This is a genomic window from Paenibacillus sp. sg306046 (genome assembly GCF_059821225.1).
Genome location: NZ_JCAMRT010000006.1, coordinates 256470 through 272049 on the forward strand (window position 1 = coordinate 256470; position 15580 = coordinate 272049).

Annotated in this window: 8 protein-coding genes; all 8 read left to right on the forward strand. The window is 52.3% G+C overall.

Annotated features, from left to right (window positions below):
- The first annotated feature begins 90 nt into the window (after window positions 1–90).
- The 8 genes from glgB to AC6ROY_RS08920 all read left to right on the forward strand — a co-directional run bounded on the left by glgB (window position 91) and on the right by AC6ROY_RS08920 (window position 15544).
- Window positions 91–2037 (forward strand): 1,4-alpha-glucan branching protein GlgB, encoded by a 1947-nt coding sequence (gene glgB, locus AC6ROY_RS08885; RefSeq protein WP_500099898.1) that lies wholly within the window; start codon window positions 91–93, stop codon window positions 2035–2037.
- Window positions 2030–3199, forward strand: a complete 1170-nt coding sequence (locus tag AC6ROY_RS08890) for a glucose-1-phosphate adenylyltransferase (protein ID WP_500099868.1) — start codon at window positions 2030–2032, stop codon at window positions 3197–3199. Before glgB ends, AC6ROY_RS08890 begins: the two co-directional genes overlap by 8 nt.
- 7 nt (window positions 3200–3206) lie before the next feature.
- Window positions 3207–4316 (forward strand): glucose-1-phosphate adenylyltransferase subunit GlgD, encoded by a 1110-nt coding sequence (gene glgD / locus AC6ROY_RS08895; protein WP_500099869.1) that lies wholly within the window; start codon window positions 3207–3209, stop codon window positions 4314–4316.
- Window positions 4317–4371: 55 nt separating this feature from the next.
- Window positions 4372–5808, forward strand: coding sequence for a glycogen synthase GlgA (glgA, locus tag AC6ROY_RS08900; RefSeq protein WP_500099870.1), 1437 nt, complete (start codon window positions 4372–4374; stop codon window positions 5806–5808).
- A 408-nt stretch (window positions 5809–6216) separates the two neighbouring features.
- Complete coding sequence (locus tag AC6ROY_RS08905; protein WP_500099871.1) at window positions 6217–6960, forward strand: RHS repeat domain-containing protein; 744 nt, start codon at window positions 6217–6219, stop codon at window positions 6958–6960.
- A gap of 15 nt (window positions 6961–6975) precedes the next feature.
- Entirely contained in the window at window positions 6976–9420 is a 2445-nt protein-coding gene (locus AC6ROY_RS08910; RefSeq protein WP_500099872.1) for a S8 family peptidase, read from the forward strand.
- A 1973-nt stretch (window positions 9421–11393) separates the two neighbouring features.
- Complete coding sequence (locus AC6ROY_RS08915) at window positions 11394–14381, forward strand: RHS repeat-associated core domain-containing protein (protein WP_500099899.1); 2988 nt, start codon at window positions 11394–11396, stop codon at window positions 14379–14381.
- 620 nt (window positions 14382–15001) lie between these two features.
- Window positions 15002–15544, forward strand: a complete 543-nt coding sequence (locus AC6ROY_RS08920) for a hypothetical protein (RefSeq protein ID WP_500099873.1) — start codon at window positions 15002–15004, stop codon at window positions 15542–15544.
- The last annotated feature ends 36 nt before the right edge of the window (window positions 15545–15580 follow it).

The window sequence follows — 15580 nt, forward strand, 5'->3', positions numbered from 1 at the left end:
TTACAAGTGCGGAAAGGATTTTGCGACAGTCGTGTAGTATTTGTGTAATAGTGGCAAAATATAAACATAAAGGGGGATGTCTGCAAAGTGATGAGTGTGATCCCCGGTCCCGAGGATTTATACCTGTTTCATGAAGGCAACCTGCACCGAAGCTACCGGATGCTAGGTGCGCATCCCGCCCAAGAAAATGGCGCGGCCGGGTTCCGGTTTGCCGTATGGGCCCCGCATGCGGTGGAAGTCAGAGTAGTGGGAGATTTCAATGAATGGAACGGCGCCGGCCATCCGTTGGTCAAGCGCAGCGTCTGGGGCGTCTGGTCCTTATTTGTTCCCGGAGTCCGTGCAGGCGAGTACTACAAGTACGAAATCCTTACTCAGGATGGCACCTTGCTGTATAAGGCTGACCCGTATGCGTACTGGTCCGAGCTGAAGCCGGGAACGGCCTCGCGCGTCGTGGATCTGGGCGGCTACGTCTGGTCGGATCAGGCGTGGCGGGAACGGCCGGGAGCACGCTCCGTGTATGAATCCCCGCTTAATATTTACGAGGTGCATCTGGGCACGTGGAAAAAGCATCCGGACGGCTCTTACTTGAGCTATCGCGAGCTCGCCGAGGAGCTGGTTCCTTATGTGAAGGATATGGGCTACACGCATCTGGAGCTGCTGCCGCTGGCGGAGCACCCGTACGACCGTTCATGGGGCTACCAGGCCACTGGGTATTTTTCGGTTACGAGCCGGTTCGGTTCGCCTCATGATTTCATGTATTTTGTAGACTGCTGCCATCGGGCAGGCCTTGGCGTCATTATGGATTGGGTGCCGGGCCACTTTGTCAAGGACGAGCATGGCTTGCGCCAGTTCGACGGCAGACCCCTCTACGAGCATAACGACCCCAACATGGCGGAGAAGCCGGAATGGGGCACGCTTTCCTTTGACTTTACGAAGCGGGAAGTCGTGAATTATTTAATTTCGAATGCGTTATTCTGGATGGATGTTTACCATATTGACGGGCTGCGCGTGGATGCGGTAGCCAGTGTGTTATATTTGAATTTCGGCAAGCCCCGCCATATGTGGGTCAACAATCAGCATGGCGGTGAAGAAAATCTCGAAGCGATTGAATTTCTCAAGAAGCTGAACCAGACCGTGTTCCACTATCATCCGGAAGCGCTGATGATGGCCGAGGATTCGACAGCATGGCCGCTCGTCACAGCGCCTGTGCATGAGGGAGGACTAGGCTTTAACTACAAGTGGAATATGGGCTGGATGAACGATATGCTTAAGTATATGGAGACGGATCCGTATTTTCGGGGCGGGAGCCACCGGCTGCTGACCTTCAGCTTCATGTACGCCTTCTCGGAAAACTATGTGCTTCCGCTCTCGCATGACGAGGTCGTGCACGGCAAAAAATCGCTGCTGAACAAAATGCCTGGCGATTACTGGCAGAAATTTGCCAATTTACGTGCGCTGTACGGCTATATGATGGGGCATCCGGGAAAAAAATTACTGTTCATGGGAGGAGAATTTGGTCAGTTTGACGAATGGAAGGATCTGGAGGACCTGGACTGGGAAATGCTCGGCTACGACAGCCATCGCACCATGCAGCGGTTTGTCCGCGATCTGAACCGGCTTTACTTGCAGGAGCCTGCGTTGTGGGAGCTGGATCACCGTCCCGAGGGCTTCGAGTGGATTGATCCGCACGATGCGGGTCAGAGCGTGACGAGCTTCCTGCGCCGTTCACGCAAGCCGGAGGAAATACTCGTGATCGTGACCAATTTTACGCCTGTTTACCATGAGCATTACCGGGTCGGCGTTCCGTTCTCAGGAGAGTACGTTGAGTTGTTTAACGGCGACGCTGGAGAATATGGAGGCTCCGGCAAGCTGAATGAAGGCAGGCTGGCGACGGACGGCGTTCCGTGTCACGGGCGCGCTGACAGCCTTCATGTGTCGCTGCCGCCGCTGGCGACGATTGTATTTAAGCCGATTCACATTGTCCAACCACCGAAGACTACGAAAGCGAAGCGAGGAAGGGGCAAAGCCGATGCGTAAAAAAGAGTGCGTCGCCATGCTATTGGCGGGAGGCGAAGGAAGACGGCTAGGTGTACTGACCAAACAGTTGGCCAAGCCTGCGGTACATTTTGGGGGGAAATACCGGATCATTGATTTTACGCTCAGCAATTGTACCAATTCCGGCATTGATACCGTCGGCGTATTAACCCAATACCAGCCGCTCGTGCTGAATACGTATATCGGCATCGGAACGCCGTGGGACCTGGACCGCAAGCATGGGGGCGTTACCGTGCTTCCGCCTTATATGGAGCAAAGCGGCGGCGACTGGTACAAGGGGACAGCCAATGCGATTTACCGGAATATCCCGTTTATCGACCAGTATGACCCGGAGTATGTGCTTGTTATTTCCGGCGACCACATTTACAAAATGGACTACGACCGGATGCTGGATTTCCATAAGCAAAACGAAGCCGATGCAACGATTGCGGTCATCGAGGTAAAGTGGGAGGAAGCGAGCCGCTTCGGCTTGATGAGCATCGACGAGGAGCGCCGTATTACCGAGTTCGCGGAGAAGCCTAAGGAGCCCAAAAGCAACCTTGCGTCCATGGGCATCTACATGTTCAATTGGAAGGCGCTCAAGGAGTATTTGATCAAGGACGAGCAGGACCCGGATTCAAGCAAGGATTTCGGCAAGGATCTGATCCCAAGCATGCTGCAAGACAAGCGCAAGATGGTCGCGTATCCGTTCGAAGGCTACTGGAAGGATGTCGGTACGATCCAGAGCTTGTGGGAAGCCAATATGGACCTGCTGGAGGACGAGCCGGAGTTCGACCTCAACGACCGGGAATGGCGGATGTATTCCGTGAACCCGTTCCAGCCGGGACAATATATCGCGCCAACGGCCCAGGTCAGGCGTTCGCTTGTGAACGAGGGCTGCGCGGTGTTTGGCGAGGTTGACCACTCGGTATTGTTTTACGGCGTTCAGGTGGGTGAGGGCAGCGTGATCCGGGATTCGGTCATCATGCCCAATGTGAAAATCGGCAATCATGTCAAAATTCATAAAGCGATTATCGGCGACGGCACAGTCATCGAGGACGGCAGCATCATTGGCAGCCCGGACGGAGACGGCGAGCAGGATATCGTGCTAATCGGCAGCAATGAGCATATCAGCTCGAACATTACGTCTTCGGTGAAAGGGTGAACCGCTTATGAAACGACTGATGGGTGTAATCAATCTTGTGAACGAGCCGGATGATCTGGAGGAGCTGACCTATTCGCGCTGCGTCGCTTCGGTTCCATTTGGCTCCAGATACCGGCTGATCGACTTCACGCTGTCCAGCATGGTCAACTCCGGCATCGGCAACGTAGCCGTGTTTACCCAGCATAAATTCCGGTCGCTGATGGACCATCTCGGCTCCGGCAAGGAATGGGACCTGGACCGCAAGCGCGGCGGCTTGTTCCTGCTGCCTGCGGTGCTGCAGGAGACGACAGGCATGGCCCGCGGCGATCTGTTCCAGTTCTACAGCCATCGCGATTACTTTTACCGCGGCCGTGAGGAGTACGTGCTGATCACCCGCTCGCATATGGTGTGCAATATCGACTATGACGCCGTGCTGGACTACCATCTGGAGCGCAATGCGGACATTACAGTCGTGTACAAGAAAGCCGATGATTCGGAGTGCGCGCGCTTCCGCCGGATGGCGATCAAGGATGACGGCCAGGTGACCCTGATCGAGGATCAGGCCGGGCGTCTGCGGACGGATAACATTTCCATGGAGATGTACATTATGAGCAAGGAGCTGCTGCTGGATATGGTGGAGTCGTGCCTGGCGCAAGGGTATGACCATCTGGTTCGGGACGGCATTATGAAAAACATCGACAAGCTCGGCGTGTACGGCTACCTGCATGAAGGCTATACCGGCATCGTCAATACGGTGCAAAGCTATTACAAGCACAGCATGCAGCTGCTGAACCCGCAAGTGTGGCGCGAGCTGTTTTTCGACAAAAACCTGATTTACACCAAGGTCAAGGATGAGCCGCCTGCGCGTTACGCTGCTTCGGCCCACGCCCGCAATTCGTTGATCGCGAACGGTTGCGTCATCGAGGGCAAGGTGGAGAACAGCGTGCTGTTCCGCGGGGTCAAAATCCGCAAGGGCGCGTATGTGAAAAACAGCATCATTCTGCAAAACTGCGAAATCGAAGAAAATGTCATCATCGAAAATGCTATTTTGGACAAGGATGTATTTATTAACCGGGGTCGCGTCCTGACCGGGGACAAACAAGCACCGTTTATCGCTTCCAAGACGAAGGTCATCTAAATATGATCAGCGCTGCGCTTGCTGCGGCGCGATAAATAAGGAGTGGTAGGAAGCCATGAAAGTGTTATTTGCCGCCTCAGAAGCCGTACCTTTTATCAAAACGGGGGGGTTAGCCGATGTGATCGGTTCGCTCCCGAAAGCGCTGGCCAAGCAGGGCGCGGAAGTGCGGGTTATTGTACCGAACTATGCGCAAATTCCTGCCAAGTACAAGGAGCAGATGGAGCAAGTCGCCGCCTTCGAGCTTCAGATGGGCTGGCGGGCGTTGTATTGCGGTATTTTCCAGCTGGAGCATGAAGGCATCCGGTTTTACTTCGTCGATAATGAGCATTACTTCGGCCGCAACGGCTGCTACGGCTACGGCGACGATGCGGAGCGCTTTGCCTTTTTTTGCCGGGCGGTGCTGGATTCGCTGCAGCATACGGGCTTTATGCCGGATGTCATCCATTGCCACGACTGGCAGGCCGGGATGATTCCGGTGCTGTACAAGGCCCACTTCAGCTATCAGCCGGCTTATGCGCATATCCGTACGGTGATGACGATTCATAACCTGAAGTACCAGGGTGTGTTCGGCCAGCAGGAATTCCGCGATTACTTCGCGCTGGGGGACGAGCACTTTCATGGCTATGCGCTGGAGCTGCACGGCGGCGCCAGCTTCCTGAAGGGCGGGCTGCTGTATTCGGATATGATTACGACGGTCAGTCCGACGTATGCCGAGGAAATTCAGACGCCGTATTACGGCGAGCATCTGGACGGCTTGCTCCGGAGCCAAAGCAACCGGCTGCAGGGCATCCTGAACGGGCTGGATTATGAGGAATTCGATCCGATGAACGATCCGCATGTGGAGTTCCATTATCGCGACTCGCAGGCGAAGAAGCAATTAAACAAGCTCAAGCTGCAGGAGCGCGTCGGATTGCCCGCACGCAAGGATGTGCCGCTGATTGCGCTGGTTACCCGGCTGGTCGATCAGAAGGGACTGTCGCTGATCGACCGGGTGATCGGCGAGCTGCTGGAGCTCGACGCGCAGTGGATTATCGTCGGCACCGGCGAGCCGCAGTTCGAGCAGTTGTTTCGCTGGGCGGCGGATGCGTTCCCGGACAAAGTATCGGCGAACATATTGTTCGACGAATCGCTGGCCCGGCAGGTCTATGCGGCGTCCGACATGTTTCTGATGCCGTCCCTGTTCGAGCCGTGCGGGATCGGCCAGCTAATCGCGATGCGCTACCGCAGCGTGCCGATTGTCCGCGAGACCGGCGGGCTCAAGGATACGGTCACGCCGTATAACGAGGAGACGGGGGAAGGAACCGGCTTTACATTTGCCAACTACAATGCGCATGACATGCTGTATACGATCGAGCGGGCGGTGCGTCTGTACCGTGAGCCGGGCGTCTGGGCCGGACTCATGGCAAATACGAAGAAGAAGGATTTCAGCTGGAAAAAGTCCGCGCAGCAGTATATGGAGCTGTACGAATCGCTCGTGCCGGTCGGCGTGTAGCGATTGGTTGGGTGAGTGGCGTGAAGGGAAGCAGTCGGCGAGTTGTCGCCGGCTGTTTTTTTGCGTGGAGAAAATTTATTCGACAAAAATAATGATTTTAACTGAAAATTCCGTAAAATATGCGATTAATCGACAAAAATTTACATTATCTCTTAAAGAAATATGTATTTTTATGTGATATGTTAGTTTGTAAGCTATTGTCAGGAATTATGCTCTTATTATGGATTTTTTACGTGCATCCAAGCAGCTTGAAGGATCGGTTGTTGGCAGTACACACTTTAGTGTGGAGAAAGGGGCTATGCTTTAAAGGTGAGTGTGGAGAGTTGTAATCAGAAGATGCAGTGCTTGTTCTGACTTTACAAGAGGATGGAGCAGGTACGATAACTACATTATTGGGAGTGGCTTGAGTTGAAATCTCAATCAGGACTGCAGCGAGGTTTAATTATATTGCTGGTATGGATGGTGGCCATCGTTTCTTTTTCAAATTCGGCTGCGGCAGCATCAATGAACCACTATACTTACGACGCATCGGGAAGATTGAATTCTGTCATGAATGCACTTGGGGAAGGTTATTTCTACGAATATGATACTAATGGGAATTTGATTCAACGATTGACTACGGAAACGGCCAATCTTCTAGTCAATCCTGATTTTGAAGCGTACAGCGGAACAAATGGAGTAGCTGACGGGTGGACAACGTGGATGACCCCGGCAGGGTTTCCCAGCAAAAAGGAGATCGTGCCCGGACCGGTGTCGTCGGGAAGAAAGGCACAGAAATGGAGCGGGACAGGAATAGCCAAGGACAGCTTCGAGGTGATCGGTCAAGGTGTCGTCATCCAGCCGAATCGCCAATTGATGCTGAGCGGGCGCGTATGGGTGGAAAGCGTCAAACATGCAGAGGTCGTGATTGGTCTGGACTTCTACGACAGCAATCGCAACTTTATCACGGGACAGCGGACAGAGCATCGAAGCACGACGGGAAATGGCTTTACGACGATGAGTATTGGAGGCACGGCGCCAGCGAACGCCAAAACCGCGGAGGTATTTTTCCTTGTTTTGGGGACGAATGCCGCCGAGGAGGGTGAGGCTGTGGTGTATGTAGATGAAATGAGCTTGAAGAATGACCAGGATTTGAAGTCTAAAGAGAAATGAACAGGAGAAGATGTCATGCGTAAATGGTATTTAACTTGCCTAGCGGTCGTAGTTGCAGGAGCGGCTCTGCTCCCGACTCCGACACTGGCCAATGATCAAGCCAAGACGAGCCCCTCGCTGGAAGGCCATTCTGAGCCGAAGCGAAGAGTAGTCGTGACGTTTAAGCAACAGCCTGCTGCATCCTTGCTGCAGAAAACGGCTAACAGACTGCGAGGCAAGGCGCCGCAGCGCTCCTTCGAAGCCAAGCTGCTCAAGGACAGCGAGATCGAAGCCTTACGAGACGATCCGTCGGTACAATCCATTGAGCCGGATATCGAGCTGTCCCTGTCAGCGGAAACCCGGGATTGGGGAGTTGCCGTGACGGAAGCCGCATATGGCTGGGCATCCGGCTACACCGGTAAAGGCGTGAAAATCGGCGTGCTGGATACCGGCATTTCCTCGACGCATGAAGATGTGGAGGTTGCTGGCGGTATTTCCTTTGTCGAGCAAGCGGATTCTTACGAGGATGATCATGGTCATGGCACGCAAGTGGCCGGAATTATTGGTGCCAAGCATAATGGAATCGGGATCGCGGGCATGGCGCCGGATGCTTCCCTCTATGCGATCAAGGTGCTGAATGCAGCCGGTAGAGGCTACTTGTCCGATGTGCTGGCCGGCCTGGACTGGGCCATTGAGCAGCGGCTGGACCTGCTTAATTTGAGCATGGGTACGGATGTGGATTCTCCTGCGCTGCGGGAAGCGATCAACCGCGCTCAAGCCGCAGGTTTGATCGTGGTCGCAGCAGCCGGCAATCGCGGAACGGCGGCTGGGACGGGCACGACCCTGCAGTATCCGGCCAATTATCCGCCGGTCATTGCTGTAGGGGCGGTGGACGCTCAGCAGGCGCGCGCACCGTTTTCTGCGACAGGCAATGAGCTGGACCTGGTTGCGCCTGGGGTGGCTGTAAGGAGTACGTCGCTATTCAATTCCTACACGAGCCAAAGCGGTACGTCGCTGGCCGCTCCATTCGTGACCGGCGGCTTGGCACTGCTGAAGCAAGCTAACCCGACATGGAGTGCGCAGCAGCTGGAAGCCAAGCTGAAGCAGAGCGCAAAGCCGCTGGCCTCCGGGCGAACGCCTGAGTACGGATTCGGTCTCATGCAGCTTCCTGTGGACCTGCATGCCCTGCCCGCCACAGCCACAGACCCGGTCACCGAAGCGGTGTACCAGCCGGTGACAAGTGTCGTGTATGGCGATACCTTGGTGACCGCCAGTATGTCGGGCAATTCTGTTTACTATGGCGTCGGTAACCAGTTGACCAATGATACAGCGAATTGGCCCAGTCTGGTAAATGCCAAGTCGATTACGATGTCCAGCAAGGAAGTCAATGGCGGCATTAGACGGTTTGTTCTGTATACTAATAACACCATACGTGCTACAGGGGGGGGCGGTCCGGTCTATGACGACACGGCGAATTGGCCTTCACTGGTCAATGTGAAATCCATCGCTTATTTTTATCATACGTATGAACAGATTAGCTATAGATTTGTCCACTATGAGGACAACACGGTAAAAATGAGACGATACGTACCTTCCGAGGGGATCAAGCCTGAGGAGGATGCGACCAGCTGGTTCGGTAATCTGACGAATGTGAGAAGCATTGCGTACAATCATGGAGCGTTTGTATTGAGGAATGATCAACAAGTACTGGATCGATATAATTCCTATGATAATCCCGATACCCAAAACTGGCCGACGATTGAGGCTTCCGCCCGTTCGTTGGCCATCTATCGGGGGAACGATTGGAAAGGCGACTATCGTACCCGGTATGTAGGTTATCTGGATGTGGCCCCGGAGATCACCGTTTCCTCACATGCAAATCAACGGGTAGTGAAGGGGGCGGCAGAGACGGAAATTACGCTGACCGGCCAGGTATACGATGTGGACAACGATCAGGTGACCATTCAGGCGTCGATTGCCGGGGTCACAAAAACCGTGAGCTTGTCCGGGACGAAAAAGCGTCCTGCTTGGAGCTTGACCTGGCGGGTCAACAGCGATCAAATTCCGACAGGCGCTTACCGAAATATTTCGATCTATGCCCACGATGGATTATGGGGACAAGCCAGCGTCCTGTATCAGGGAACCGTAGTGGTCAACTCGCTGCCAGCGGTGCCGGTGGGTGTGTCGCCAGGAAGCCCGTCGGCGGCGACGCCAGCCCTTCTCACCAGCCTGACCCCGGTGATCCGCTGGAGCTTTCAGGATGCTGATGCAGGAGACACCCAATCCGCCTATAAGGTACAAGTGTTTCGGGGGAGCACCTTGGTCTATACATCAGACTGGATTCGCGCCAAGCTGCCAAGCTCGACGGTGCCTTCGGGAGTGCTGAAACGCGGGGAGACCTACAGCTGGAGAGTGGCCGTCAAGGACAGCCGGGGAAGCGAATCCGGCTACTCGGCGCCGCTCTATCTGAAAGTCAACTGATAGCTAGGCGGGGCCTGAGCGGCCCCGCTGCATGCTCGTGACAACGATAATTAAAGGAGTCCTTTATGAACAACTTACAAAGACAGATCAGCCTGAGCTTGCTTGCGCTGCTCCTGATGCTGAGCAGTCTGATCGGGCCGGCTCCGCAAGCAAACGCGCAAACCGCCTCCTCAGCGACGGAGCAGCGCCGGCAGCAGCTGCAGACGAACTACGACATATCAGATATGGACATTCAGCACACCCTTGATCAAGGGTACAGCTTGTCCGATGTCGAATGGGCGTTCGCCAACCAATCAACAGCGGGCGGGAGCCTGCAGGATAACTTGGAGATAATCAAGCCCCGATTTGTCAATCATTCGCAGACGGTGCAGAGTCAGGTGACCTCGGAGTCCATGCATTATAGCTCGAACACTCCCCCTGAATCGGTGTTTTCCATGCTGAGCACAGAGATGCCTGACCGGAATGTAGTGGTCGCCAAGCCAGATGAGGCGCCGTTTGCATTGCGGGGGGAACACGAGAGCATCTCGACGTTATCTGGCGGGCTATCGCTTCGCCAAACGGATATGACGCTTCCCGGCCGAGGGGGCCTGTCCTTTGCGTTAACCCGAGTTTACGACAGCAACAACTCACAAATGTTTTTGCCCTCGGTGCCTCCGACCAGCCAGCGCTACTATGGCTTAGGAAGCGGATGGTCCTGGGATCTTCCTCAGATACATGGCAGTGAAGACCAGAACGGGAGCTACCGCAGATATCTTTCGCTGAACGAGTATGGCACTTATGAAATAAAAAACAATCAATTGGATAAGTACCCCTGGAAAAATATCCAGTTAAGCAGCTTTTCGAACAAACGAATTAACAATGAGCTTGTTCAGGGGACCGAAGTTAAAGTTGTAGGAGGCTATACCTACTATTTCGATGGATTCTGGGGAAGGTTAGCGTTAATCGAGGATAATTATGACAATACGATCACCTTCAGCTACACGCCGGAAGGCCGACTGCATTCGATTCGGGACAGTGTGGGCAATCAGATTGACATTCGATATGAACCAGGTGCGGTTCGGGTGACAAAGGGAAATGAAACGGTCACCTTGTCCAAGCAGTTCATTGGGAATGAACGAGAGGTACTGACGCATGCCGTCGATTCGTTAGGGCGAAGAACGACCTATGATTATGCCATTCGGGAGGCATCTGGATTCGGGGGAAGTGGCCCTTACGCTTTGATTTCCGGTGTCACGCATCCTTCCGGAATAAAAAGCGTTTACAGCTATGAGTCATCTGCGGTAAAGCGATACGTGGACTTCGATGGTATGAACTTCTATAATACCAACCAGCAATACCGCATCGCTTCACGTCAGGATCAGGCGACCACCTGGTTGAATCAACCGATCGTCTATAACCGGAAGGATTTTGCGTATGCTGGAGATATGGGGAGTTCGTACAGCCATGTACCGTCCTTCAGCACAACCATCACGGATGGATTAACGACCAAAACCTTCACGCACAAGAAGGTCGACACCGTGAATTATAACCAAAGCATCCAGCATAGCTCAATCGCAGATGGGATCACCTCTACGCAGTTAACGGAATATACCTACGATGAGGCCAAGAAGCAGACAAAACCGACGCAAACCAAGGTCACCGTATCCGCCTCAGGTCGAACGGACAAGCAAATCCTGGAGAGCGCGAGCGTGTTTGATGAGTACGGGAACATCACAAGCAGTACGGACCCGTTGGGCAGGGTCACGACGTTGCGATACGACCCGGTTACCCATCTGCTCGCGCAGCGGGTCATGCCGTTCAAGCCGGATCTGAGGAGAACGGAACAATACACCCGGAATACCCAAGGCTCCGTGATCAAGACCGAGGTGTATGAGGGAGACAGTTCCGGTGAGCCTGTCCAGACTATTCATCACGAAAATGTGGACGCGCATGGCAATGTGGGGAAAACTCGTGTGACCGATCCGGGCGGGGACATGGTGCTGCAAACCGAATACGCGGCTGCACCCTACCAAGGGGCATTTCCAACGAAGGATACTGTGCAGGTGCGCCAAGCGGACGGCTCGACGACGACAGTCACGAGGACGTACGACTACCACATCAACAGCGGCAAGCTGAAAACCTTCACGGATGGAAACGCAGGGGTTACCTCGTATGAGTACGACGCGTTAGGTCGGTTCAAGCGGGTTGTTCAACCCGATCAAAGCGAAGTCAAGGTGGACTACGACGACCTGCGCAATGAGATCGTCTACACCGACGAGCTGGGAGCGCAAACCTATACCCAGTGGAACCCGTTAGGTTGGAAGCTGGATAGCGGCATCGTAGACCGGGGCTTGCGCCAATCGCGACTGAAGAACGGTTACGATGCGCATGGCCGACTAAGCTGGACCGAGGATGCGCTGGGCAACCGGACGGTCTTCGAATACGACCTGTGGAGCCGGGTGCGTCGTACCGTGTACGCGGACGGAACCGCGTCGACCACGGACTACGATGATGTACAGCATACGGTTACGCAAAGCGATGCAGGCGGATATGCGATCAGAAGCCAGATGGACAAGGCTGGCCGGGTGACGGGCAAGCAGGAGCGGAAGACGGCGGCCAGCGACTTTCAGCCGCTGAGCATGCAAACGTATGACGAGATGGACAACCTGCTGACAAGCACGGACAATCAAAGCCCGCCGAACACAACCACGTATGCGTATACGGCGCTGGGCCAGATCAAGTCGGTGACCAATGCGCTGCAGGAAAAGACCACCTATACCTACAACCGATTGGGCCACCTGACCGGGATCACGTTTCCGGATAACGCCAGCATTGAAAAAGCCTACGACCAGTTGGGGCGGCTGATCCGGTCAACGGATGCGCTGGGAGCAGTGCGGACCTACACCTACGATGGAAACGCGAACGTGATCGGAAGCGTGGACCGCAATGGCAAACGGTTCAAACAGACCTACAACAGCCGTAACCTGCTGATTCAGCAAGACATTGTAGATACAGTCGGGCAGCCGATAGCCGGCGAGGAGCGCGTGAGCTTTGCGTACAATAAGGCGGGGCGCAGAACGGCGATGACAGACCTGACGGGAACGACCCGCTATGCCTATGATTCGCTGACTGGGGCCCTAACCAAGCTGACCTACCCGGATGACAAGTCCATTCAGTACGATTACAATGTGGCGGGCAGCCGGACCATGATGGAGGACCCGTTCGGGCAGCAGCAATACTATCGGTACGATGCGAATAACCGGCTGTATCAGGTTGCGGCTTCGCCTGAGTTTGACCGGGATGCGGAAGTGAAGTACGCCTATGCTGCCAATGGCTTGCTCGAGCGGATTCAGCAGCGCAACGGGAACGAAGCTTTGCTGACGTATGAAGGAAATCGACTGAACACGCTCACCCATAAGCAAGCGGGCGGTAATGTACAGGCGGCCTACAGCTACACGTACGACGCCGGGGGCAATATACGGACGCGAGTCGAGAACGGGCGGACGGACAGCTTCACTTACGACGCGCTGGATCGGATCGCGACGGCGTCGCCCTTCCAGGAGATTTACGACTATGACGCCCGGGGAAATCGTCGCGAGCTGCGAAGCGACCGTGTTAACGAAATGTCGGAGACGGCGTATGGCTATGATTCGAGAAACCGTCTGACCTCGGCTCAGGTCCCCGCGAAGCCGTCAGTTACCTACCGATATAACGGAGATGGTCTGCTGTGGGAAAGAAGCGAAAACGGCGAAACGACGAGGTATTACTACGACGGAGCGCATCTGATCGCAGAAGCCAAGGTGACCCAAGGAGCAGCGGTCCTGAAGGCGCGCTATATCCGGGGTCAGGGGCTGATCCTGCGTGAAGAGGCTAACGGGGGTAAGGCGTACTACCAGCATAACGGACACGGCGATGTGACAGGAATGACCGACGAAGCAGGCAACCAGATCAACACGTACACGTATGACCTGTGGGGCAATCCGCTGACCACGCAGGAAACGGTCAGTCAACCATTTCGGTATAGCGGCGAATTCTGGGATAGCAGCACGGGACTGCAGTATTTGCGGGCGCGGTGGTATGATCCGGGTATGGGGCGGTTTATTAATGAGGATACGTATGAAGGGGAACTAGCGAATCCGCTGAGTTTGAATTTGTATACGTATGTGATGAATAATCCGTTGAGGTATATTGATCCTACTGGACATGATAGTTATGTGTTATATGACCCTGATAACTTTGAAGGTCAAGCAAAATCTGAAGCAGAGCGACTAGAAAAACAGTATAAAACGACAACGCATCTCCTCCCAATAAAAACAGANATGAATAATCCGTTGAGGTATATTGATCCTACTGGACATGATAGTTATGTGTTATATGACCCTGATAACTTTGAAGGTCAAGCAAAATCTGAAGCAGAGCGACTAGAAAAACAGTATAAAACGACAACGCATCTCCTCCCAATAAAAACAGAGGATGATTTTAAAAAGGCTTGGAATGGTATTGGTATTAACTCGGATGGAAAAGGGATTTCAGTAGAAGGAGTTTCGTTAGTTTTTCATGGTTCTCCAAATGAAATCCACATTAACTCTGAGAACGGGGAATATATTACTACACACGAGGATGGAAAAACAACTGTTTCAAAAACTGATGCTTTGTTTGTTGGGAATTTAGATGAAAAAACTATGGATAAATTGTCAATAATGACATGTGATGGTGGAATTATTGATTATGGTGACAATATTGCAAGAACGTTTTTGAAATATAACAATATTAATACTGTTTTTGCATGGGATGGAAATTTAGGGTATTGGAACTTTTTCGGTAACTACACGCCAAGAAAATCATTTGATCAAGAACAATTCTACGCAAAGAGAAAATCAGAGAGAGACCCACTTGGACTTGTTATGTATACAAAGGATGGGGACGGGAACATATCACTATGGACTAAATATTCCATCAATCCTTATACTGGGAGGCCATAACAATTAAACCTATTTTATATGGCATTATGATTTTTGTAATCATACTAGGAATTGGGTATCAATTTATTTTTTTACCGTATACGAAATCGATACCAATTCAATTAAACGCACTAACGCAAATTGAGACAACGAAAACCATCCCTAGTAAGTGGTGGATAGTTGTAACTAATGAAGATTATAGTAAAACAAATGGCTATGACATCCGTCTACCTTCAATTGACTTTACGAAAAAAAGTCTGATTGTTTCAGGTGGTAATGAGATTGAGTCGTTTTCTTATTCTAAGTCCACCAGTGACGAGTTAAGCTACAAAAAACAATACCTTGGAAAAGCTGTCTTTAAGGATGCATATAACCCTCATGTTCTCTACGTCTACGAAATTGATAAAATTCCGATTATAAGTGATACACCTTAACTTTCTAAGCCGCAATGCGACTAATCGTGAACTGTAACAAACCTTTATGCGCCAAGCTTTTGGCGCAGGTTAAGTTCTGCGAAAGTTGAGTTCACAAGACGTCCAAGACAGAAAAATCCCCTAGAATTATAGGTACGGGTAGTCCCTACCGTCCGGGCTGCTCAATGCAGCCCGGATTTTAAGCTCAAGAATGTATGAGGGATGATCATGATCAATTTGGTGAAAACAATTTGGATATTGGCTGTATTAACCAGTCTATCTGCTGTTATATGGTTCATTGTGGGATCAACCGCCAATTTTAATCGAGGATTCGATTTAGTATCAACAGTAATTTTGGTTTATTTTGGAATACCATCCATTTTGCTAATTGTTGCATCCGTCGTTTTGATTTTAAAAGGTTGGCCTTCTTCACTCCGGAGCGTCGTAGGAGTTTCTTTGATAACACTAAGTATGCTATTGATGGTTCCAGTATTATTTGAAAACGTAAATAAACATGGGTGGCTAATTGAGAATACAACAACAGACACAATACAAATAACCTCGGATAATCAGTATGAATATCAGCTTGAACTCATTAATTTGTTCCAGAAAAATAGCTCTGCGCGGCTCTATCTAAAAAACATTTCTACAGGGAAACAATCACGCATTCTCTTAGATATGCCTGTCAATAAAATTGCAGGGTTAAGTAAGGGTAAGGTAAATTATTGGATTTTATTAACTCAACTTTCGCAGCTTGAAATCGGCAAATAAGCCTTGATGTAGCTGGGCAAACCGGCGATCCACTGC